We start from the raw sequence: 21,274 nt of genomic DNA, 5'->3' as shown, positions 1-21,274 counted from the left end.
GCGCCGACTGATGGCAATTGCATCCTCCCGACTGCCGGCAATCAGAAGTGTCAGCAGCAGCGAAGCACGGATCAATGATCCCGCTCAACGATGTAACGTGCCACCGCCCTCAGCAGATCGGCCTCCTTGCCGTGCTGAGCGAGGTGACCGATGGCCTGTTCCACCAGCATCCGCGCCTGTTCGCGGGCACGTTCGGGGCCCAGCAGTGAGACGAAAGTCTCCTTGCCGGCCGCCGCGTCCTTGCCCACTGCCTTGCCGGCGACTTCGGCATTCCCCTCATGATCGATGAGATCGTCGGCAATCTGGAAAGCCAACCCGATGTCGCGGGCATATCCGCGCAGATGCGTGCGGCCTTCGGGCGGAATGCGGCCCAGGATCGCGCCCATCTCCACCGACGCCGCCAGCAACGCGCCCGTCTTGAGCTGCTGAAGCCGGGTGACCGTCTGCAGATCGAACTCGCTGTTTTCGGCAACGAGGTCCATCATCTGCCCGCCGGCCATGCCCTGCGCGCCACTGGCATGGGCCAGTGCCTGAACAAGCTCGATCCGCGTGAACGGATCGGCGCTGGTGCCCGGATCGCCCAGCACTTCGAACGCGAAGGAAAGCAGGGAATCGCCAGCCAGAACGGCCGTCGCTTCATCATAGGCGATGTGGACGGTCGGCTTGCCATGGCGCAGGGCGTCATCGTCCATGCACGGCAGATCGTCGTGGATCAGCGAATAGGCATGGATCGATTCGACCGCGATGGCGGCTCGAATCGCCGCTTCTCGAACGACGCCGTACATTTCGGCAACCCCGGTCAGCAGCAGCGGCCGCAGCCGCTTTCCGCCGCCGATCGCCGCGTAGCGCATCGCCTCGATCAGGCGGCCACGCGCATCGTCCGGCACTGGTAGCAATGCATCGAAAGCGCGGTCGATCTCGTCCGCAATCCTCGCCAGCCCTTCGGCCAGCAGCGGGTCGCTCACCACGACCTCGGTCACGGTATCAGCGATCCGCCGCGTCGAACGGCTGAACGCCGGTCGGCACACCGTCGGGCCCTGCAACGATTCGCTCGATACGGGCCTGCGCGGCGTCGAGCCGCTTCTGACAGTGCTGCCGCAACCGCTCGCCCTTTTCGTAAAGCGTGATCGAATCCTCAAGCGGCACGTCGCCGCTTTCAAGGCGCCGCACGATACCCTCAAGCTCGCGCAGCGCGTCTTCGAAGCTCAGGCTTTCGATGGTTTCTGTATCTTCGACCATCGCCCAGCAATGGCCCTGCCGCATCACACGGTCAAGGGAGCAATCCGCGCTTTTCCGGTTTCCTTGCCGATGGTTGCCGGAAGCGGCGGCTCGCTACCGGGAAACACCCTATTTTCGCGCTATTGCGCTGGCTCTTCCTGGTAAATGTAGGTCTTGAAGGTGGACATCGTATCGGTCCAGAATTCCAGCGTATCCAGGAACAGCGCCTGGCTCATCCCGCCCTCGTCCAGATCGAGGTCGTACTGGATCACGCAGTCCTTGTCGCTATCCACCAGCGGCGTGACGAAGCGGTACTTCTGGGCGAAGGTGTTCATCGTATCGAGGGTGCAATGCGTCGCCTCGGTCCATCCGGCATAGAACTGCACGCTGGTGCAATCGGCGCCTTCGGTGCAGCCGTAGAACATGATCGTGAAGTTCGATCCTGAAGACGCGCTTTTGATCAGCGGGTCTCCGGTCGAATCCTTCGACAGTTGCGCGCGGTATCCGGCATCCTGCAGTGCCTTCACGATGCTGTCCGGAGACTTGGCAGTGACCATCTGCGTCTCGGCCTTCGCGTCAGCCGGGGCCTGCGCCGCCTGCGCGGTGCCTGCGGCCACCAGCCCGTATACCATGACGAGAGCTGCAAAGATTTTCCGCATAAATCCCCTGAATCATTCGGACAATCGCTATCCTTCGTGTGACACATCGCCCCTGCGCCCGAAAGTGAAAGTTGATGTCAGGGTCCGTGCCGTCTAGCGCTCTGCGACGGACATGGCTAAGGCGCCTCGCATGAGCGGAATCACCCCTGACGTCGTCGAGGCGCATGGCCTCAATCCCGAAGAATACGAGCGCGTTCTGAACGCCCTTGGTCGAGAGCCGAACCTTGTCGAACTCGGCATCTTCTCGGTCATGTGGTCGGAGCATTGCTCGTACAAGTCGAGCCGCTTCCACCTGAAGAAGCTGCCGACCAAGGCCCCCTGGGTCATCTGCGGCCCGGGTGAGAACGCCGGCGTGATCGACATCGGCGATGGACAGGCTGCCATCTTCAAGATGGAAAGCCACAACCACCCCAGCTACATCGAGCCTTTCCAGGGCGCGGCCACCGGCGTCGGCGGCATTCTGCGCGACGTCTTCACCATGGGCGCCCGCCCGGTCGCCAACATGAACGCGCTGCGCTTTGGCCGCCCCGATCACCCGAAGATGAAGCACCTTGTGCAGGGCGTGGTCGAGGGCATCGGCTCCTACGGCAACTGCGTGGGCGTGCCCACCGTCGGCGGCGAAACCAACTTCCACAAGGCGTATGACGGCAACATCCTCGTCAACGCCATGACCGTGGGCGTCGCCGAGACGGACAAGATCTTCTACTCGGCCGCCACGGGTCTGGGTAACCCGATCGTCTACGTCGGTTCGAAGACCGGCCGCGACGGCATCCACGGCGCCACCATGGCCTCGGCCGACTTCGACGAGAATTCGGACGAGAAGCGCCCGACCGTGCAGGTGGGCGACCCCTTCACCGAAAAGCTGCTGATCGAGGCCTGCCTCGAACTCATGGCCACCGACGCCATCGTCGCGATCCAGGACATGGGTGCTGCCGGTCTCACCTCCTCGTCGGTCGAAATGGCCAGCAAGGGCGGCGCTGGCATTCGCCTGAACATGAACAACGTGCCCTGCCGCGAAGAGGCGATGACGCCTTACGAGATGATGCTCTCGGAAAGCCAGGAGCGCATGCTCATGGTGCTTCAGCCCGGCAAGGAAGCCATGGCCGAGGCGATCTTCAAGAAGTGGGAACTCGATTTCGCCGTAATCGGCGAAGTGACCGATACCGGCCACATGGTTCTGGAATTCAACGGCGAAGTGGTCTGCGACATTCCGCTGGGCCCGCTGGCCGACGATGCACCGGAATACGAGCGCCCCTACGTCACGCCTGAGGAATACAAGGCCTGGGCCAAGGTTCCGGCTATGGGCGACGTGGCGGAAAGCGCCGACGTGGGCGCCGACCTGCTCAAGCTGATGGGCACGGTCGACCTCGCTTCGCGCAAATGGATCTGGGAGCAGTACGACAGCCAGGTCGGCGGCGACACGATGCAGAAGTCCGGCGGCGACGCGGCCGTGGTGCGCATCCACAATACGCCAAAGGCGCTGGCGATCAGCACCGACTGCTCGCCCCGCTATTGCTATGCCGATCCCTACGAGGGCGGCAAGCAGGCCGTGGCCGAAACCTATCGCAACATCAGCGCAGTCGGCGGCCTTCCGCTCGCCATCACCAACTGCCTGAACTTCGCGAACCCGCAGCGCCCTGAAATCATGGCGCAGATCGTCGGCTGCCTGAACGGCATGGGCGATGCCTGCCGCGCGCTCGACTATCCGATCGTTTCGGGCAACGTCTCGCTCTACAACGAGTCGAAGGCGACCGGCGGCGGCTCGGCGATCCTGCCGACCCCTGCCATTGGCGGCGTAGGCCTGCTGGCCGACCATGAGAAGATGGCGACCGTCGCGTTCAAGAACGCCGGCGACGACGTCTTCCTGCTCGGCAGCAAGGGTTCGCACCTCGGCCAGTCGATCTGGCTGCGCGAGATCGCCGGTCAGGAAGCCGGTGACGCGCCGAAGGTCGACCTCAAGATCGAAGCCGAGAACGGCGCCTCGATCCGCGACTGGATCGCGGCCGGCAAGGTCACCGCCGTGCACGACGTCAGCGATGGCGGCCTGCTCGTCGCGCTGGCCGAAATGGCGCTGGCCAGCGGTCTTGGCGTCGAACTCGACGCCGCGCTGACCACGGCGGAAGCCTTCGGCGAAGACCAGTCGCGTTACGTCGTCACGGCCAAGGCCGGCACCGCCCTGCCCGGCGCGGTGAAGATCGGCACTGTCGGCGGCACCAAGGTTGCCGGCGTCGAAATCGCCGCCCTGAAGCAGGCCAACGAAGCCTTCTTCAAGGACTGGATGGAAGCCTGATCCGGTGCCAGCGGGATACTCCAGTACTCCGCTGGCCCAGAAACTATCGCTGAAGCCCGCCTCACCGTCTGGTTTCACGACATGCCCGAGAGCGTGTTCGTGGACATCGGTGAGGCCGGGCTTCGGATTCTGCCCGAGCCTTCGCCGGGCCTGCAGGCCGCGCACATTTTCACGACAAGTCACGCCGAGATGGAGAGCCTGCTCTCCGGTTTGCGCCGCACGATTGCCCCGGACGGTTTCGTCTGGGTGAGTTGGCCCAAGAAGGCATCCAAGGTCCCCACCGACATCACCGAGGATACGATCCGCGAAGTCTGCCTGCCGATGGGCTGGGTGGATGTGAAAGTCTGCGCGGTGGACGCGGTGTGGTCCGGCCTGAAGCTGATGATCCGCAAGGAACTGCGCTAGGCAGCGTTCGTAAAGCGTATACGTCCCCACTCCCCACCGACCTCCCCGCCAATAAAACACTCCGTCATCCCCGCGAAGGCGGGGATCCCGCTTGTTCTTCGCGGCAAGGAGGAAAGGAAGCGGGGGCCCCGCCTTCGCGGCGACGACATGTTGTGACGCGCAGCCAATTGCCGATCGATCCGCAATTCCGCCGCGAATTCACCCGCCGGTGGACGACGCCAGCACATTCACCGTCAGCGCCAGAATGCCAAGGTTGAATGCAAACGCGAACAACCCGTGAAACGTGGACACGCGCCGCACGCTCGTTTGCGTGATCTCGATATCGGCAGTCTGGCAGGTCATGCCGATCACGAAGGCAAAGTTCACGAAATCGGAAAAGTCCGGCACGCAGTCGCCGGGAAAATCCAGCCCCTCATGATCCCCGCCAGCGCGTGACGAGTAGTAGAGCCGCGCATAGTGGAAGGCGTAGATCAGATTGACGAACGTCCAGCAGGACAGCAGCGTCACGACCAGCAGCGCGATCTCGCCCGCCTTCAGGCTCTTGTTGTCGAGAACCAGCGTACCCAGCGCGGCAAGGATCACGGAAGTGATCACCGCCGTCAGCATCAGCAGCATGATCTGGCCGGCATCGTCCCGCCTGGCCTGCCGACGCATGATATCGGCATTTCCGTGGCGCCAGAGCGGCACGCAAGACAATACGAAGGCAATCACGCCAAGGTCGAACGCCGTGACTATCGCCTCTACGGCTGGCGCCAACGAAAGCAGCGGAACGACCGATATCGCCATCACGCCCAGAAACAACAGATAGCGGGGGTGCGACAGCCGGCTGAAGATCGTATCCCGCTCACCGGCCATTCGCATTCCCCCGCTTATCTATGGCCGGATCAGACCCGAACCCACTCCTGCTCGTCAATACCCAGCAGACGCAACACGCTGGTCAGGTCGCCCCGGTCGATCCAGCCATTGGCCGCCGCACGCGCCTTGGGCTTGGCGTGATAGGCAATGCCGTAAGTCGCCGCTTCCAGCATCGGAATATCGTTGGCGCCGTCACCGGTGGCAAGGCTGGTGACATCGCCGCCCAGCATCTCGATCTCGGCGAGCAGCGTCGCCTTCTTGACGGTGCTGTCGACGATCGGGCCATCGAGCCCGCCCGTCAGCTTGCCATCCTCGACCGCCAGACGGTTGCCGACGACATATTCGAAGCCCAGCGAAGCCGCGACCGGATCGGCGAAGTGATGGAAGCCGCCGGTCACCAGCACGGTGCGGCAGCCGAACTTCTTCAACGTCTCCACCAGCGTGCGTGCACCCGGCATCGGGCGGATGCGACTGGCAAGGCATTCCTCGATCGCATCGACCGAAAGGCCCTTGAGCAGGCCGACACGCTCACGCAGCGCCTGTTCGAAATCGAGCTCGCCCTGCATCGCCCGCTCGGTGATGTCGGCAATGCGCTCCTTCAGACCGGCGAAGTCGCCCAGTTCATCGATGCATTCCTGCCCGATCATGGTCGAATCCATGTCGGAGATGAACAGGCCGGGGATCACCGGCTCATGATCGCAGACAAGGCCGTCGGTCGGCGCGAAATGGTCATCCAGCGCCTTGCGCAGTGCCGCGGCATCGCTGTCCGGAGAGGCGATCTGCATCGTCTGTTCGCAGAAATCGAGCATCTCCGCCGAAGCGAGCCGCACGCCGCTCTCTTTCATTTCGGCACGGGCCGCATCGATTCTTGCCGAGAGGTGGTCCGGTTCTGCTATCAGCCGCGCAATGAGCACTGCGAATTCCCTTGAAGCTGCGTATGAAAATTCCACTGGCAGGCCTGCCGACGACAGCAGGCCACCGCTCGCGCTAATCGCAGGGCCAACCGCGAGCGGCAAGAGCGATTGTGCCGTCCGGCTAGGCCAAGAGCTAGAACGGCGCGGTCGTCGCGCCGTCGTGGTCAATGCCGACAGTTCCCAGGTCTATGCCGATCTGGCGGTCCTGAGCGCCCGCCCTTTGCCCGATGAAATGGGCGGGATCGAACATCGCCTGTTCGGCGCGTGGGACGGCGCAACCAGCTGTTCCGCCGCCGACTGGGCCAAGGCGGCGCGCGAAACCATCGCCGCAATCCATGCCGAAGGCGCGGTGCCGATCCTGGTCGGCGGCACTGGCCTCTATATCCGCACCCTGCTGGACGGCATCGCCCCGGTGCCGGAAATCGACGCGGCCGTGCGGGAGGCCGCGCGCGCCCTGCCCGTGTCCGAAGCCTATGCCGCGCTCCAGATCGAAGACCCGGAACGCGCCGCCCGCCTCGCCCCTGCCGACTCGGCCCGTATCGCGCGCGCGCTTGAAGTCGTCCGCTCCACCGGAAAGCCGCTTGCGCACTGGCAGGCGGAACTGACCGGTGGGATCGGTCACACCCTCGGCCTGTTCCCGGTCGTGCTCCTGCCCGAACGGCAGGCGCTCTATCGCCGCTGCGACTTGCGCTTCGAACGCATGATCGAACGCGGCGCGCTGGGCGAAGTGGAGGCTCTGCTGGCCCGCAATCTCGATCCAGACCTGCCGGTCATGCGCGCTATCGGCGTGCCCGAACTGGCAGGAGTCGTGCGCGAGGAATGGAGCCTGGATGACGCCATCGCCCGCGGCTCTCAAGCGACCCGCAATTACGCCAAGCGTCAGTTCACCTGGCTCCGTCACCAGCCCCCGCAAGAATGGGTCAGGCTTGAGTACGAAAATTTCGATCAAAAAACTCTTGAAGATAGATTATTTCAGGTTATGGGGTTGACGTAACATTTTCGTCCCCCTAGAGCCCGCATCGTCCTGCCGTGGAAGTGATGCAGGAGGAGAGGGAGACCCGGCACGGCGTCCGTCGTGTCGGGTCGGTTTCATTATAGTGCGCGAAACGGCGTACTAAGTGTTGTGTCATGCGGCAAAGAGCGTATCGAGCCGCAACATTCGAAGGCGCCCTACCCCCGGGGTCTGCCGAGAGTCGTAAAGGAACGTATTGTGACTGAAGAGCGCAGCGGCGCGAACATCCTGGTCGAAAGCCTGGTCAAGCAGGGAGTCGAATTCGTATTCGGTTACCCTGGCGGCGCCGTGCTACCGATCTACGATGCCCTCTTCGGTGACGAGCGACTTAGGCACATCCTCGTGCGTCACGAGGCTGGTGCGGCTCACGCGGCCGAGGGTTATGCGCGTTCGACCGGCAAGCCCGGCGTCGTGCTGGTCACGTCCGGCCCGGGCGCGACCAATGCCGTCACCGGCATTGCCGATGCCTTCATGGATTCGATTCCGCTGGTCGTCATTACCGGACAGGTCCCCACCGGGCTGATCGGTTCGGACGCGTTCCAGGAAGCCGATACCGTCGGCATCTCGCGCCACTGCACCAAGCACAACTATCTCGTGAAGGATCCGGCAGACCTTGCCGCGATCATCGACGAGGCGTTCGAAATCGCCACCACCGGCCGCCCCGGCCCGGTGCTGATCGATATTCCCAAGGACGTGCAGATCGCGATGGCCCCGTGGCACGAAGGCCCGGTCCAGCGGCGCAAGCGCTACGATCCGCGCACCGAAGGCACGAGCGACGAAATCGCCGAAGCGGTCGAGATGATCGCCAGGGCCAAGGCTCCGGTGCTCTACACCGGCGGCGGCGTCATCAACTCCGGCCCGCGCGCCACTGCGCTGCTGCGTGAGCTTCAGGAAAAGACCGGCGCGCCGGTTACCTCCACGCTGATGGGCCTTGGCGCCTTCCCGGCCGACCATGCCGACTGGCTGGGTATGCTGGGCATGCACGGCACCTACGAAGCCAATCTGGCGATGAACCAGGCCGATCTCGTGATCTGCGTCGGCGCGCGTTTCGATGACCGCGTGACCGGCCGCCTCGACGCATTCGCGCCGAATTCGAAGAAGATCCACATCGACATCGACCGCGCCTCTATCAACAAGACCGTGCGCGTCGACCTGCCGATCATCGGCGACTGCGCGACCGTTCTGGCGCAGATCCTTGAGCTGTGGGGCAACCGCAAGCCGCAGGATCTGGCGCCGTGGAAGGCGCGTGTCGAAACGTGGCGTGAGAAGAAGAGCCTCTCCTTCCCGGAGAATCGCAACGCGATCATGCCGCAGCTCGCGATCCAGCGCCTGTTCGAACTGAGCAAGGACAAGGATCCGATCATCTCGACCGAGGTGGGCCAGCATCAGATGTGGGCGGCCCAGCACTTCCACTTCTTCGGTCCGAACAAGTGGCTGACCTCGGGCGGTCTCGGCACGATGGGCTATGGCCTGCCTGCCGCGATCGGCGCGCAGCTTGGCAATCCGGACAGCCTCGTCGTCGATATCGCCGGCGATGCCTCGATCCAGATGAACATCCAGGAACTGGGCACCGCCACGCAGTATCGCCTGCCGGTGAAGATCTTCATCCTCAACAACGAGTGGATGGGCATGGTCCGCCAGTGGCAGGAACTCACTTATGAGAGCCGCTACTCGCAGTCCTATTCGGACAGCCTGCCGGACTTCGTGAAGCTGGCCGAGGCATACGGCTGGAAGGGTATCCGCATCGAGAACGAGAGCGAACTCGATGCCGGCATCCAGGCGATGATCGACTACGACGGCCCCGTCATCGTCGATTGCCTGGTCGCCAAGGAATCCAACTGCTTCCCGATGATCCCCTCGGGCGCATCGCATGTCGAAATGATCCTCTACGGCGATACCGTCGCCGGCACGATGGACGATGCCGCCAAGGCGCTGGTCTGAGACCGCGAGAGATCAGAGAAAAATCATGATGCATATCAAGCACGAAGCCGAGGAACGGCACGTCCTGACCGTGACGGTCGACAACGAGGCCGGCATTCTCGCCAAGATCGCGGGCCTGTTCACCGCGCGCGGCTACAACATCGACAGCCTGACCGTGGCCGACATTACCGAGAACCACTCGGTAAGCCGCATCACCATCGTGACGCACGGCCCGCCCAGCCAGATCGACCAGATCCACGCCCAGCTTGAGCGTCTGGTGCCGGTGCACAAGGTGACCGATCTTACCGAAGTCGGCCCTTACGTGCAGCGCGAACTGGCACTGATCAAGGTGACGGGCGTGGGCGAAAAGCGGGTGGAAGCCCTGCGCATCGCCGACGTGTTCCGCGCCCGCCCGGTGGACACCACCACCAGCAGCTTCATTTTCGAACTGACCGGCGCACCGGACAAGATCGACAGTTTCGTGGCGCTGATGCGCGAACTCGGCCTTGTCGAGGTCGGCCGCACCGGCATCGTCGCCATGATCCGTGGGCCCGAAGGCGCCTGACGGAAACCCATACCTCCAGCCCCTGAAAGACTTGGGCGCTGGAATTGAACCACGCGCTGCAAGGCGCACCCCAAATCCGGCCCAGCCTCTCAAGCGATCGAGGGGCCGGGTCCTCGAAAGGATAGTACGATGAAGGTCTATTACGACGCCGATTGCGACATCAACCTGATCACCAGCAAGAAGGTCGCGATCCTCGGCTACGGCAGCCAGGGCCACGCCCACGCGCAGAACCTGCGCGATTCGGGCGTCAAGGAAGTGGCCATCGCGCTGCGTCCGGGTTCGCCCTCTGCCAAGAAGGCTGAAGGCGCCGGCTTCAAGGTGCTCGCCAACGCCGAAGCGGCCGCATGGGCCGACGTTCTCATGATCCTCGCCCCCGACGAGCATCAGGCCGCGATCTACGCCGCCGACATTCATGAGAACCTGAAGCCCGGCGCGGCGCTGGCCTTCGCCCACGGCCTGAACGTCCACTTCGGCCTGATCGAGCCCCGCGCCGACATCGACGTGATCATGATCGCGCCGAAGGGCCCGGGCCACACCGTTCGCGGCGAATACGTGAAGGGCGGCGGCGTGCCCTGCCTCGTCGCGATCCACCAGGACGTGACCGGCAACGCGCAGGACGTGGCTCTGGCCTACGCTTCGGGCGTCGGCGGCGGCCGTTCGGGCATCATCGAAACCAACTTCCGCGAGGAATGCGAAACCGACCTGTTCGGTGAGCAGGCCGTGCTCTGCGGCGGCACCACCGCGCTGGTCCAGGCTGGCTTCGAAACGCTGGTGGAAGCCGGCTACGCGCCGGAAATGGCCTACTTCGAATGCCTCCACGAGCTGAAGCTGATCGTCGACCTGATGTATGAAGGCGGCATCGCCAACATGCGCTACTCGATCTCGAACACCGCCGAATACGGCGACATCAAGACCGGTCCGCGCATCATCACCGAAGAAACCAAGAAGGAAATGAAGCGCGTTCTGGAAGATATCCAGTCGGGCCGCTTCGTGAAGGACTTCGTGCTGGACAACCGCGCCGGCCAGCCGGAACTGAAGGCTTCGCGCATCGCCGCCAAGCGTCACCCGATCGAGGAAACCGGCTCGAAGCTGCGCGCCATGATGCCCTGGATCGGCGCCAACGCGCTGGTGGACAAGGAAAAGAACTGATCGGATTTTAATCCGGTTACGCAATTCCCCGTTTGACGGTGAAGCGAAGGCGGCGCAGAAATGCGCCGCCTTTTTCTTTGCCTTAATGGGAGTTGCCCATGCGTCCTTCGTTCATTGCGTTCCCGCTTGCCGTCGCAGCCGCTATCGCAGCCCCCGTCATTGCCCAGCCCGGCCCCGGTGGCCCCGGCGGCCGGATGGAAATGCTTCACGGCGCCGGCACTCCGGCCGATGTGAAAGCCGGCACTTACGCGGTTGAGCCCGCGCATACGCAGGTAACCTTCAGCGTCTCGCACATGGGCATTTCGCCTTTCGCCGGCACCTTCTCCGGTGCCAGCGGCTCGATGACGCTCGATCCCAAGAACCTTGGCGCCACCAAGCTCAGCGTCACCATCCCCACCTCGTCGGTGCAGACGACCAGTTCCAAGCTTTCCGAAGAACTCGTCAGCGCCGACTGGCTGGACGCCGCCAAGTTCCCCACCGCGACCTTTGTCGCCACCTCGGTCACGCCGCGCGGGCCTGACTCGGCGGCGATCGACGGTACCCTGACGCTCCACGGCGTCAGCAAGCCGATCACGATCATGGCGCATTTCTTCGGCGCCGCCGCAAACCCGATGAGCAAGAAGGACTCCATCGGCTTCCTCGCTCGCGCGATGATCAAGCGTTCGGATTTCGGCGTTTCCAAGTACGTGCCGCTGGTCTCGGACGAAACGGTGCTGGTCATCAACGCCGCCTTCGAAAAGCAGTAACTTTTCGCGCCGTGCGGGCCGTCATCGACTGTTGCGGCATTTTGTAGCATTCTCCCTTCAGGCAAAATTCCGATGGGAGAATGGCATGATGCGCAAATCGACCACGATGATGGCCCTCACCGCAGGCCTGATGGCCCTTTCCGCCTGCACCACCGCCAAGAACGATAAAGTGGCCGAAACCACGCCCCCGGCGGAAGCCCCGCCCTCAATGGAACCCAATTGCGGTGCCGAGCAGTACGCCGCCTATATCGGCCAGCCTGCCAGCGACGAAGTGATCGCCGCCATCACCCGGTCGCGCGGGGACAAGCCGATGCGCGTCATCAAGCCGGGCATGGCCGTGACGATGGACTACATGCCGGAGCGGCTGAACGTGCAGGTGGGCGATGACGGGAAGATCAAGGGCTTCAACTGCACCTGATTCCCGGGCCAAACTCTGCCGCTGCACCTTGATCCTGATCCCTGCCTCATCCAAGCATGAGGACAGGTGATCAGCAGGGGCCCGCATGACCGAAGCCAACGATATCGAACGCGAAGACAGCCTGACGCGCGTGGAGGCGTTTTCCGACGGCGTTCTGGCGATCATCATCACCATCATGGTGCTGGAACTGAAGACCCCGGTGACCGAAGGGCTTTCGGCGCTCTGGCCGCTATGGCCGATCTTCATCGCCTATGTGCTGAGCTATGCCTACGTCGCGATCTACTGGGTGAACCATCACCGCCTGCTCAGCCATGCCCGCGTGGTGACGAGCGGACTCCTTTGGGCGAACATGCTGCTGCTGTTCACCCTGTCACTGATCCCCTTCTCCACCGCCTATCTGGGTGAGCATCACTTCAGCCGCGAAGCGACGCTGCTCTATCTGGTTACCATGACGGTGCCGGCGCTCGCCTACGTCCTGCTGCAGGGCCGGATCGCCGCCACCGGCGCGCGAACCTCGGCCAGTCGCCGCTATCACAAGGCGTCGCACCGCAAGGGACTGGCCGCGGCGGCGGTCTACGCCCTTGGCATTCCGCTGACTTTCGTATCGCCCTGGCTGGGCGTTGCCTGCGCGGCGCTGGTCGCGGTGTTCTGGATGCTGCCGTGGAGCGGGCTGGACCGCCTGTTCCTCGATCGCCACCCGCCCGCCTGACGAACTTGCGGGGTTTGCCGGCAAGTTTGTTGCGCCGCGAACCCCATAGATCGCAACAGGATGGGCCTTTTCGCTTTACAAGCATCCACTCAATGCGCATAGGCACCCGCATGATCTTTCGTCTTGGCCTTACCCTGCGACTTACACGCCCTTGGGCGTGAGTTGACGCGTCGGTCCTGCGGCGCGCTCGGCGCTCAAGGGGACCCTGCCAGAACGGGCCGGAATATCGGCCCACCCGACGAAGACGAAAATCCGAGCGAGAATACCCATGACCATGCTGCAAGACCCTTCGGTCAAGTACCGCCCTTTCCCGCAGATCGACCTGCCGAACCGCCAGTGGCCCTCGCAGGTCATCACCAAGGCGCCGCGCTGGCTCTCTACCGACCTGCGCGACGGCAATCAGGCGCTGATCGATCCGATGGGCGCGGAGAAGAAGAACCGCTTCTTCGATCTGCTGGTCAAAGTGGGCCTCAAGGAAATCGAGGTCGGCTTCCCCTCTGCCGGCGCCACCGAATACGACTTCATTCGCGGACTGGTCGATAACGACCGTATTCCCGAAGACGTGCTGGTGCAGGTGCTGACCCAGTCGCGCGAAGATCTGATCAGCCGCTCTTTCGAGAGCCTGGCCGGCGTCCATTCGGCGATCGTCCACCTCTACAACGCGGTATCGCCGCTGTGGCGCACCGTGGTGTTCGGCATGGAGCCGCACGAGATCAAGGGCATCGCCACAAGCGGCGCCAAGATTCTGCGCGATCAGGCCGCCAAGTATCCGCAGACCAAGTGGCAGTTCGAATACTCGCCCGAAACGTTCTCGACCGCCGAACTCGATTTCTCGATCGAGGTTTGCGAAGCGGTGATGGATATCCTGCAGCCCACGCCAGAAAACCCGATCATCCTGAACCTGCCGGCAACGGTGGAAGCGGCCACGCCCAACGTCTACGCCGACCAGATCGAGTATTTCTGCCGCAACCTGCCGAACCGCGAATCCGCCGTGATCTCGCTGCACACGCATAACGACCGCGGCACCGGCGTCGCCGCCGCCGAACTGGGCCTGATGGCCGGCGCTGACCGCGTGGAAGGCTGCCTGTTCGGCAATGGCGAGCGCACCGGCAACTGCTGCCTCGTCACCGTGGCGCTGAACATGTATACGCAGGGCGTGAACCCGGGCCTGGACTTCTCGGACATCGACGAAGTGATCCAGACCGTGGAGTACTGCAACCAGCTGAAGGTCGCAGAGCGCCATCCCTATGGCGGCGAACTGGTCTTCACCGCCTTCTCCGGCAGCCATCAGGACGCCATCAAGAAGGGCTTCGCCGCGCAGGAAAAGCGGAACGACGAACTCTGGGCCGTACCCTACCTGCCGATCGACCCCGCCGATCTGGGCCGCGATTACGAGGCGGTGATCCGCGTCAACTCGCAGTCCGGCAAGGGCGGTTTCGCCTGGGTGATCGAGCAGGATCAGGGCCTGAAGCTGCCCAAGCGCATGCAGGCGCACTTCTCCAAGCACGTGCAGAACCTGGCCGACGAACTGGGCCGCGAACTGCAGGCTTCGGACATCTGGGAAGTGTTCAAGCAGGCCTACCGCCTCGATGATCCGCAGCACTTCGCGCTGATCGATTACGAGGAAGCCAAGCGGCCTGACGGCACCCGCGTCTTCGCCGGCAAGATCGGCGTGGACGGCAAGGAACAGACCGTTTCGGGGCGCGGCAACGGGTTGATCTCCTCGGTCACCGCAACGCTGGCCGAAAGCTTCGGCGTCAGCCTGGAAGTGCGCGACTATGCCGAGCATTCGATGGGCAAAAGCTCCGACGCACGCGCCGCCGCCTATGTGGAATGCGTGACGCCGGACGGGCGCACCATCTGGGGCGTGGGTATCGACGAGGATGTGGCCACGGCTTCCGTCCGCGCCGTGCTCAGCGCTGCCAACGAAGCCCGAATCTGATATTCACCGAACGCCGGGGATGGCTTTCGTCCCCGGCGATTCGCGTTACCAAGAGACATAACCGCACGGCTGACCACGCGGCTTACACGGCTGGTCTGGCAATCATGGCTTAACCGTGTTTTTTGGGGTTTCATTTAGAACTGCTGTCATCCTACCCCGAAAAACGTAGCATTATCGGGTGCCTATGCAGTTCTACCTTGCAACCTCTTTCATCTTTCCCCGCTCCCTGCGACTGAGGCTTTTCACCCTCTGCTTCGTCGCCACGCATCTGCCGTTGATCGGTTACTGCATCTGGGGATTTTCGACTGGGCGCATCGCCCTGGCCGAATTCGTGCTGCTCACGCTGGCGACCGTCACCGGCACCGCGTTGGCCTTGTTCGGCATCGGCGCGCTGCTTAATCCAATCCACGCATTGGCAGCCGCGCTCAGCAACGAGGAAGAGCCTGCCCCGCTTACCGAGGTGGGCGATGTGATCCAGACGCTCTATGCCGGCGTCCACCGCGCCGCCACGGTCGCCAGCACGCAGATGAAAGACCTGAGCATTCGCGGCGCTTGAGGATCCGCTCACCGGCATTGCCAATCGCCGCGGCTTCCTTGACCAACTCGCCGCCCTCGCGCCCGAGCAGCGCAAGGGCTGCGTCGCCATCGTCGACATCGATTTCTTCAAGCAGGTAAACGACCGCCTGGGCCACGATCAGGGCGACCGCGTACTCTGCGCCTTTGCCGATCGCCTTTCCGCCCAGATCCGCCGCGTGGACGCGGTCGCGCGTTGGGGCGGGGAGGAATTCGCGATCCTGTTCCGCGACAGTCTTGAGGAAGAAGCCGACTGGATCCTCTCCCGGATCGCCACGCAAATGCGTCAGGATCCCATCGGTGACGTCGATGGCCGCCAGATCACGTTCTCGGCCGGGCTGTGCCGCTGGGACGGCGGCGACATCGAAGACGCCATCCACCTCGCCGATCAGGCGCTCTATGATGCCAAACGCGCGGGGCGGGATTGCATCTGCCGCGCCAATCACAGCAGAACCGGCATCGCCGGCTGAAATCAGTCACACCAATGGACATGAAAAAAGGGCGGCTATCGGGCCGCCCTTTTCTTATCTGCCAGCTGTGCCGGTCGGAACTCAGTCGCCCGTCAGGATGCGGTCGACCAGTTCCTTCACGGTGGGCGTGAAGCCGTTCGAATAGAACGGGTCCTGCTTGAACTTGTACGCGGCGTGGCCGGCGAACATCAGGTTCTGATCGACCGGACCGCCATGGGCGATGTCCTGAAGGGTCTTCTGGATGCAGAAGCTGCGCGGATCGGCAAGGCGGCCGGTGGTGTAATCGTCATGGTCCTTCCACGACGAGAAACCGCAGTGCGAAAGGCAGCCCATGCAATCAGCCTGATCCTGACGGATCTCGTCACGCTCGGCCGGGTTCACGAAGATGATCGTGTCGTCCGGCGTGCGCAGGCCATCGGTGAAGCCCTGTGCCGACCACGAACGCGCACGGTCGAGATCCTTCGGCGCGACCCAGAAGTTCTTGCCCTTCACGCCGACGTCAAGGCGCACGGTATGCTCGCCCGCTTCGACCTTCGAGTAGGGAATCTGGCGCTCCGAACGGGCTTCCAGATTGCGCAGGAACGGGTTGCGCACGGCCGAGGAATAGAAACCGGTCGGCGAGAAGCGATGAAGCAGCACATCGCCGGGCTCCAGCGTGCGCAGATGCTCCTTCCACTCCATCGGGATCGGGCTTTCCTTGGTCAGCAGCGGACGCGTGCCGTACTGGAAAGCGATAGAGCCGAGTTCCGGATTGTCGATCCAGTTTTCCCAGTCGCGCAGGAACCACACGCCGCCGGCCATGACGATCGGCACCGCATCCGAAATGCCTTCGGCGCGCATGGTTTCGCGCAGGGCCTTCACGCGGGGGTACGGATCTTCCGGCTTCAGCGGATCTTCGGCGTTCGACAGGCCGTTGTGGCCACCGGCCAGCCAGGGGTCTTCATAGACCACGGCGGCCATCAGGTCCGAAACCTTGTGATACGCACGCTTCCACAGCGCGCGGAACGCGCGGGCGGAGCTGACGATCGGCAGGTAGTTGACGTTGAAGCGGGCCGCGATCTCTGACAGCTTGTAGGGCATGCCCGCGCCGCAGGTGACGCCGGCGACCATACCCTTGGTCTTTTCCAGCACGCCTTCCAGCACGGCCTGCGCGCCGCCCATTTCCCACAGCACGTTGATGTTGATCGCGCCGTTGCCGTTCGAGATCTCATAGGCCCGGCGGACCTGTTCGACCGCGCCGTCGATGGCATAGTCGATCAGTTCCTGGTGGCGTTCCTTGCGGGTGAGCGCGCGGTAGATCTGGGGGACGATCTTGCCTTCCGCATCATAGCTGTCCGCATTGACGGCACTGACGGTGCCGATGCCGCCAGCCGCCGCCCAGGCGCCCGAGCTCATGTGGTTGGTCGCGGCAACACCCTTGCCGCCCTCAACGAGCGGCCAGACTTCGCGTCCACCATAGACAATCGGCTTGAGACCCTTGAAACCCATCTTCTCTTTCAACTTTCCCCCGGCGCGGCGGGTCGATCAGACCTGCCTTATACGCCCTGTGTGACTGACGCTCACCTGTTTTGCGTCGTGGATTTGCCGGATAGTCGACACGGCACGATACTGGCCGGATCGGGCCGCTCCCCGGTGGCTTCGAACTGTGCGAGATAGCCTTGAAGCTCCGGCTTACGGACAAATTCCGTCAAGCGGAAGCCCACTGCGCCAAATTCGCAGAAAAGCAGCTGTGGCGGGATGCCATGCCTGTCGCTCGACCGATCTGCCTCCACCACCACGACCTTGCCGCCGGGCCGCAGCGCCGGCCACAGCCGCCAGAGGAAGGCATATGGCTCGCTCACTTCGTGATAGACGTGAACGAGGAAGATACGATCGAAACTGTTTTCCGGCAGACTGGGATCATCGATCTTGCCCAGCTTGATGGACACATTATCGAGCTGTTCGCGCAGCACGCGCTGACCCAGGCGTTCGTTGGCGGCGTGGTCGATATCCTCGGCCAGTACCCTGCCCTTGGCGCCCACCCGCTTGGCAAGGCGGACCGTGTAATACCCCTCACCCGCGCCGATATCGGCGACGGTCATGCCCGGCGTGATCCGGGCAAGATCCATCACCACTTCGGCTTCGTGCAAGGAATCGCGCTGGATTTCGCTGCCGAAATCGCTGTCGCTGGCCTTGGAGACCGGCCGGTCCGCTACCGGAAAGGCGCGCGCTGTCTCCGGCCGCCCGTCATCAGGCGCCTTCTGGTGGCACGCCGCCAGCGCCAGCAAAAATGCCAGCGAAGCGGTTCGACCGAAAGGGGAACGGGGCAAACGCATGCGGCCCTTTAGCGGTTCGGCCCGCGCTTGGCAAAACAGTCTGCCGCAAGCGCCGGGCCTGTCCCGCTACGGATCAGTCGACGTCTTCGACTTCGACCTTTTCACCCGTCACGCGCTGGGAAAGCGCGGCGGCCATGAAGGGGTCGAGCGCGCCGTCGAGCACGTCACCCGGCGCAGTGGAAACCACGCCGGTGCGCAGGTCCTTCACCTGCTGATAGGGCTGAAGAACGTAGGAACGGATCTGGTGGCCCCAGCCGATATCGCTTTTCGAGGCATGTTCCGCGCTCGCCGCTTCTTCGCGCTTGCGCATTTCTTCCTCGAACAGGCGCGCCTTCAGCATGCCCATGGCGATTTCGCGGTTCTTGTGCTGCGAACGGTCGATCTGGCTCGCCACGACGATGCCCGAAGGCGCGTGGGTGATACGCACCGCCGAGTCCGTGGTGTTAACGTGCTGACCACCCGCACCCGAAGCGCGATAGGTATCGATCTTCAGGTCGGCCGGATTGATGTCGATCTCGAAGCTGTCGTCGATCACCGGGTATACCCAGACGGACGAGAAGCTGGTGTGGCGGCGCGCCGAGCTGTCATAGGGGCTGATGCGGACCAGGCGGTGCACGCCGCTCTCGGTCTTGGCATAGCCATAGGCGTTCTCGCCCTTGATCAGCAGCGTGCAGCTCTTGATGCCTGCGGCTTCACCGGCGTGATAGTCCACCAACTCAACCTTGTAGCCGTGACGCTCCGCCCAGCGCGTGTACATGCGCTGGAGCATTTCGGCCCAGTCCTGGCTCTCGGTGCCGCCGGCACCGGCGTGGACTTCCAGGTAGGTGTCGTTGGCGTCGGCCTCGCCCGAAAGCAGCGCGGTCACCTTGTCGTGATCGGCACGCTCGGCCAATGCCGCCAGCGCCGCGATACCTTCATTGATGGTATCCTCGTCGCCTTCCATCTCGCCCAGTTCGACGAACTCGATGGCGTCCTGCATCTCGCGGCTGATCTCGTTCACCGCGCCGATCGAGGCTTCAAGGCGGCGACGTTCCTTCATCACCGCTTCGGCTTCCTTGGGCTTGTCCCACAGGGTGGGATCTTCGACGCGCGCGTTCAGCTCGTCGAACCGGCGCAAAGCGCGGTCCCAATCGAGGAACTTGCGGACCAGCGCGAGGGCCTTCTCGATACGCGCAATGTGGGCCTGCCCTTCGGCACGCATGACTTGAAACTCCCAAGAAACGAGCGCCGCGCATAGCGCAGTGGCTACGTAAGTAAAGCACGCGCGACGCCGGATACCGGCGCACGACACGGGAAAGCGGCGCTATTACCCGCTGATGGGGGTACTGTTCAAGTGCCGTGAAGGGCTCTCTCAGCCCTTCAGCTTCTTAACCGCCTCAAGCGTGAGCTTCACATGGTCACGATAGTCGAGATCGGAATGGACCATCACGATCTTTCCGTCCTGCGCGATCACATAACTGGTGCGGTCGGTCATGCCCGCAGGCGCGCCTTCGCGCTTCAGCGCGACGTCATAGGCCTTGATCACCGCCGGCGAGGCGACGGCCACCGCGAACTTATCCCGGCAGGCCTCGGTCGAGAATTTCTGTAGCGTGGGCAGATCGTCGTTCGACATGCCGACCACGGTCGCGCCCAGCTTGGCGAAATCCTCGGTCGCGTCGGCGAAAGCGTGCGCTTCCAGCGTGCAGCCCTGCGTGAAGGCCTTGGGGTAGAAGTAGAGGACGACCGGGCCTTTCTTCAGCGCCGCCTTGAGATCGAACGACATGACCTTGCCGCCCTTCGCGCCCTGCGTCGAAAAGGCGGGCGCCTTGGCACCGACCGGCAGCGCCGCATCGGCCGCACCAGCGGAGAAAGCGAGGGCCAGAACGGCGGCGACGGCGGGAAGAGTCTTGCGCATGGCGCGCAATCTGAACCTCGGAAGGGAACCTGTCCAGCCCCCTTCCCTGTTCCGATTATCGGATGCGTTTACCGCAGCTTACTCGATGTAGCCGAGGACGGTTCCGACCTCGTAAGTCTCGCCGATGGCGGCAACGATCTTGAGCGTACCCGAAGCAGGCGCCTCGACCTCGTTGGTGGACTTGTCGGCTTCCAGAGAGAACAGCGGCTGGCCTTCGGCAACCTGGTCCCCATCATTGGCGAGCCACTCTGCGATCTGTCCCTCCTGCATGGAGAAGCCGATCTTGGGGAGCAGGATTTCAACGGCCATGGTCTTTCTCGATCCTTTGCGAATATGTTTGTCCGTTGCCTATCGCGCGCCCGCGCACCGGCATAGGGCCGACGGTGCGGGCGCGTGCAGGTTTCGCCGGTACGATCACATCGCCAGTGCCGCGTTTTCTCGCGCGCAGTCCGGCACGGGCAAAGAAGCACGCTTTTCCGCCAGTTCCGCACGCGCGGCAGCCACGTCTGCCGCAAAAGCCGGTTCCGCATTGAGACGGGCGAAGACGGTGGCGGCAACGATCCGCCCTTCCTCGATATCGCTCAACCAGTGGACGTTGCAGATCCTGCGGCTCTCCCCGAAGGAACGGCCGCGCGCGACCAGTTCGCCGGCACGATCGGGCACCAGATCGGCAAGGATCAGCCCCATACCGAAACCGATGGCGCTATGGCCGGATGGGTAGGAGCCATCCTTGCGCAGGATCGCCTCCTGATCGGGTGTGCAGGTAGCCTTGCCGTTTTCCATGAACGGACGCGCGCGCTGATAGCGGTTCTTGGTGGGATAGCTGGCAAGTCCGAAGTCCATCATCGCCTTGAGCAGCAGCGCCTGAACCTTGGGCGTGGTGTCTGCGCCGATGCGGAAGCCGGCGGCGCAGGAAAATGTGTCGGTGACTTTCGGTGTGAAGAGATCGGCATCGATCTTCGCCTGTTCCCAGCGCGGCGTTCCCTGCATGGCGATGGCGGCCTTCGCAGCCTCCTCGTCACGCGCCTTGGCTGCGGAGCCGGGCGCAGGCGGTGCCGGATTGTAGAGCAGGCTGTTCGGCGCGCCGCCGCGCGGGAGATAGCTGCCGTGGCGCATGATCTCCGCCATGGCCGCCTTGGTGGCATCAGGCAGGGAAGCGGGTGCCTGCCCTTGAGCGGGTACGGGTGCCGCGACTTGCGCTTGGCCTATGGCCATGCCCG

General features: G+C 63.5%; 21 protein-coding genes and 1 pseudogene. 11 read left to right on the top strand and 11 right to left on the bottom strand.

What is annotated here, in order from left to right; translation table 11 throughout:
- Positions 1–71: 71 nt before the first annotated feature.
- The 3 genes from ACZ1JC_RS19165 to ACZ1JC_RS19155 form a co-directional block, all read right to left on the bottom strand.
- Positions 72–980 (bottom strand): polyprenyl synthetase family protein, encoded by a 909-nt coding sequence (locus tag ACZ1JC_RS19165; protein ID WP_465135367.1) that lies wholly within the window; start codon positions 978–980, stop codon positions 72–74.
- A 4-nt stretch (positions 981–984) separates the two neighbouring features.
- The gene (locus tag ACZ1JC_RS19160; RefSeq protein ID WP_395333483.1) at positions 985–1,239 is read right to left on the bottom strand and encodes an exodeoxyribonuclease VII small subunit; all 255 of its coding nucleotides are present in this window, start codon (positions 1,237–1,239) and stop codon (positions 985–987) included.
- A gap of 119 nt (positions 1,240–1,358) precedes the next feature.
- Positions 1,359–1,877, bottom strand: coding sequence for a YbjN domain-containing protein (locus tag ACZ1JC_RS19155; RefSeq protein WP_465135368.1), 519 nt, complete (start codon positions 1,875–1,877; stop codon positions 1,359–1,361).
- A gap of 130 nt (positions 1,878–2,007) precedes the next feature.
- Between ACZ1JC_RS19155 and purL the strand changes: the two genes are divergently transcribed.
- Together purL and ACZ1JC_RS19145 are read left to right on the top strand one after the other, a co-directional pair.
- Positions 2,008–4,167 (top strand): phosphoribosylformylglycinamidine synthase subunit PurL, encoded by a 2,160-nt coding sequence (gene purL / locus ACZ1JC_RS19150; protein WP_465135369.1) that lies wholly within the window; start codon positions 2,008–2,010, stop codon positions 4,165–4,167.
- A gap of 81 nt (positions 4,168–4,248) precedes the next feature.
- Positions 4,249–4,572 carry a hypothetical protein gene (locus ACZ1JC_RS19145; RefSeq protein WP_465135370.1) on the top strand — a complete coding sequence of 108 codons (324 nt, stop codon included), beginning with the start codon at positions 4,249–4,251 and terminating at the stop codon, positions 4,570–4,572.
- Positions 4,573–4,770: 198 nt separating this feature from the next.
- On the opposite strand, the gene ACZ1JC_RS19140 is transcribed toward ACZ1JC_RS19145, so the two are convergent.
- Both ACZ1JC_RS19140 and serB read right to left on the bottom strand, forming a co-directional pair.
- Positions 4,771–5,427 carry a DUF1345 domain-containing protein gene (locus ACZ1JC_RS19140; RefSeq protein WP_465135371.1) on the bottom strand — a complete coding sequence of 219 codons (657 nt, stop codon included), beginning with the start codon at positions 5,425–5,427 and terminating at the stop codon, positions 4,771–4,773.
- 29 nt (positions 5,428–5,456) lie between these two features.
- Entirely contained in the window at positions 5,457–6,341 is an 885-nt protein-coding gene (serB, locus tag ACZ1JC_RS19135) for a phosphoserine phosphatase SerB (RefSeq protein WP_465135372.1), read from the bottom strand.
- Here serB and miaA point away from each other — a divergent pair.
- From miaA to ACZ1JC_RS19090, 9 genes and pseudogenes are all read left to right on the top strand, one after another.
- Positions 6,334–7,335: a tRNA (adenosine(37)-N6)-dimethylallyltransferase MiaA gene (gene miaA, locus ACZ1JC_RS19130; protein WP_465135373.1), complete on the top strand. Its 1,002-nt coding sequence runs from the start codon at positions 6,334–6,336 to the stop codon at positions 7,333–7,335. The genes serB and miaA overlap by 8 nt on opposite strands.
- Before the next feature lie 216 nt (positions 7,336–7,551).
- The gene (gene ilvB, locus ACZ1JC_RS19125; protein WP_465135374.1) at positions 7,552–9,294 is read left to right on the top strand and encodes a biosynthetic-type acetolactate synthase large subunit; all 1,743 of its coding nucleotides are present in this window, start codon (positions 7,552–7,554) and stop codon (positions 9,292–9,294) included.
- Between the two features lie 25 nt (positions 9,295–9,319).
- On the top strand, positions 9,320–9,838 hold the full coding sequence (gene ilvN, locus ACZ1JC_RS19120) for an acetolactate synthase small subunit (protein ID WP_465135375.1): 519 nt from the start codon (positions 9,320–9,322) through the stop codon (positions 9,836–9,838).
- A 129-nt stretch (positions 9,839–9,967) separates the two neighbouring features.
- Entirely contained in the window at positions 9,968–10,987 is a 1,020-nt protein-coding gene (gene ilvC / locus ACZ1JC_RS19115; RefSeq protein WP_465135376.1) for a ketol-acid reductoisomerase, read from the top strand.
- A gap of 98 nt (positions 10,988–11,085) precedes the next feature.
- Complete coding sequence (locus ACZ1JC_RS19110) at positions 11,086–11,733, top strand: YceI family protein (RefSeq protein ID WP_465135377.1); 648 nt, start codon at positions 11,086–11,088, stop codon at positions 11,731–11,733.
- An 85-nt stretch (positions 11,734–11,818) separates the two neighbouring features.
- Positions 11,819–12,151 (top strand): I78 family peptidase inhibitor, encoded by a 333-nt coding sequence (locus ACZ1JC_RS19105; protein ID WP_465135378.1) that lies wholly within the window; start codon positions 11,819–11,821, stop codon positions 12,149–12,151.
- 85 nt (positions 12,152–12,236) lie between these two features.
- Entirely contained in the window at positions 12,237–12,860 is a 624-nt protein-coding gene (locus ACZ1JC_RS19100) for a TMEM175 family protein (RefSeq protein ID WP_465135379.1), read from the top strand.
- 268 nt (positions 12,861–13,128) lie between these two features.
- Complete coding sequence (leuA, locus tag ACZ1JC_RS19095; protein WP_465135380.1) at positions 13,129–14,802, top strand: 2-isopropylmalate synthase; 1,674 nt, start codon at positions 13,129–13,131, stop codon at positions 14,800–14,802.
- 184 nt (positions 14,803–14,986) lie between these two features.
- Positions 14,987–15,845: pseudogene (locus ACZ1JC_RS19090) on the top strand (GGDEF domain-containing protein).
- 81 nt (positions 15,846–15,926) lie between these two features.
- On the opposite strand, the gene ACZ1JC_RS19085 reads toward ACZ1JC_RS19090, so the two are convergent.
- From ACZ1JC_RS19085 to ACZ1JC_RS19060, 6 genes are all read right to left on the bottom strand, one after another.
- Positions 15,927–17,333 (bottom strand): NAD(P)H-dependent flavin oxidoreductase, encoded by a 1,407-nt coding sequence (locus ACZ1JC_RS19085; protein WP_465135382.1) that lies wholly within the window; start codon positions 17,331–17,333, stop codon positions 15,927–15,929.
- Between the two features lie 71 nt (positions 17,334–17,404).
- Complete coding sequence (locus tag ACZ1JC_RS19080; RefSeq protein ID WP_465135383.1) at positions 17,405–18,154, bottom strand: class I SAM-dependent methyltransferase; 750 nt, start codon at positions 18,152–18,154, stop codon at positions 17,405–17,407.
- Between the two features lie 79 nt (positions 18,155–18,233).
- Positions 18,234–19,361, bottom strand: coding sequence for a peptide chain release factor 2 (gene prfB / locus ACZ1JC_RS19075; protein ID WP_465135384.1), 1,128 nt, complete (start codon positions 19,359–19,361; stop codon positions 18,234–18,236).
- A gap of 150 nt (positions 19,362–19,511) precedes the next feature.
- A complete protein-coding gene (locus tag ACZ1JC_RS19070; protein WP_465135385.1) occupies positions 19,512–20,054 on the bottom strand; it encodes a peroxiredoxin in 543 nt (180 codons plus the stop codon).
- 78 nt (positions 20,055–20,132) lie between these two features.
- Positions 20,133–20,363 (bottom strand): biotin/lipoyl-containing protein, encoded by a 231-nt coding sequence (locus ACZ1JC_RS19065; protein WP_395394710.1) that lies wholly within the window; start codon positions 20,361–20,363, stop codon positions 20,133–20,135.
- 105 nt (positions 20,364–20,468) lie between these two features.
- Complete coding sequence (locus ACZ1JC_RS19060; protein ID WP_465135386.1) at positions 20,469–21,269, bottom strand: acid phosphatase; 801 nt, start codon at positions 21,267–21,269, stop codon at positions 20,469–20,471.
- Positions 21,270–21,274: the final 5 nt, after the last annotated feature.

It is taken from the genome of Sphingomonas sp. BL-S-28 (assembly GCF_055521515.1).
Note: the sequence above shows the minus strand (reverse complement) of the source record. Positions and strands in the feature narration are given on the sequence as shown.

Bases quoted from the DNA above. Each gene is read 5' to 3' on its own strand.
- ACZ1JC_RS19160 (WP_395333483.1), bottom strand. From the start codon at position 1,239: ATGGTCGAAGATACAGAAACCATCGAAAGCCTGAGCTTCGAAGACGCG.
- ACZ1JC_RS19155 (WP_465135368.1), bottom strand. From the start codon at position 1,877: ATGCGGAAAATCTTTGCAGCTCTCGTCATGGTATACGGGCTGGTGGCC.
- purL (WP_465135369.1), top strand. From the start codon at position 2,008: ATGAGCGGAATCACCCCTGACGTCGTCGAGGCGCATGGCCTCAATCCC.
- ACZ1JC_RS19145 (WP_465135370.1), top strand. From the start codon at position 4,249: ATGCCCGAGAGCGTGTTCGTGGACATCGGTGAGGCCGGGCTTCGGATT.
- ACZ1JC_RS19140 (WP_465135371.1), bottom strand. From the start codon at position 5,427: ATGGCCGGTGAGCGGGATACGATCTTCAGCCGGCTGTCGCACCCCCGC.
- miaA (WP_465135373.1), top strand. From the start codon at position 6,334: ATGAGCACTGCGAATTCCCTTGAAGCTGCGTATGAAAATTCCACTGGC.
- ilvN (WP_465135375.1), top strand. From the start codon at position 9,320: ATGATGCATATCAAGCACGAAGCCGAGGAACGGCACGTCCTGACCGTG.
- ilvC (WP_465135376.1), top strand. From the start codon at position 9,968: ATGAAGGTCTATTACGACGCCGATTGCGACATCAACCTGATCACCAGC.
- ACZ1JC_RS19110 (WP_465135377.1), top strand. From the start codon at position 11,086: ATGCGTCCTTCGTTCATTGCGTTCCCGCTTGCCGTCGCAGCCGCTATC.
- ACZ1JC_RS19105 (WP_465135378.1), top strand. From the start codon at position 11,819: ATGATGCGCAAATCGACCACGATGATGGCCCTCACCGCAGGCCTGATG.
- ACZ1JC_RS19100 (WP_465135379.1), top strand. From the start codon at position 12,237: ATGACCGAAGCCAACGATATCGAACGCGAAGACAGCCTGACGCGCGTG.
- leuA (WP_465135380.1), top strand. From the start codon at position 13,129: ATGACCATGCTGCAAGACCCTTCGGTCAAGTACCGCCCTTTCCCGCAG.
- ACZ1JC_RS19085 (WP_465135382.1), bottom strand. From the start codon at position 17,333: ATGGGTTTCAAGGGTCTCAAGCCGATTGTCTATGGTGGACGCGAAGTC.
- prfB (WP_465135384.1), bottom strand. From the start codon at position 19,361: ATGCGTGCCGAAGGGCAGGCCCACATTGCGCGTATCGAGAAGGCCCTC.
- ACZ1JC_RS19070 (WP_465135385.1), bottom strand. From the start codon at position 20,054: ATGCGCAAGACTCTTCCCGCCGTCGCCGCCGTTCTGGCCCTCGCTTTC.
- ACZ1JC_RS19065 (WP_395394710.1), bottom strand. From the start codon at position 20,363: ATGGCCGTTGAAATCCTGCTCCCCAAGATCGGCTTCTCCATGCAGGAG.
- ACZ1JC_RS19060 (WP_465135386.1), bottom strand. From the start codon at position 21,269: ATGGCCATAGGCCAAGCGCAAGTCGCGGCACCCGTACCCGCTCAAGGG.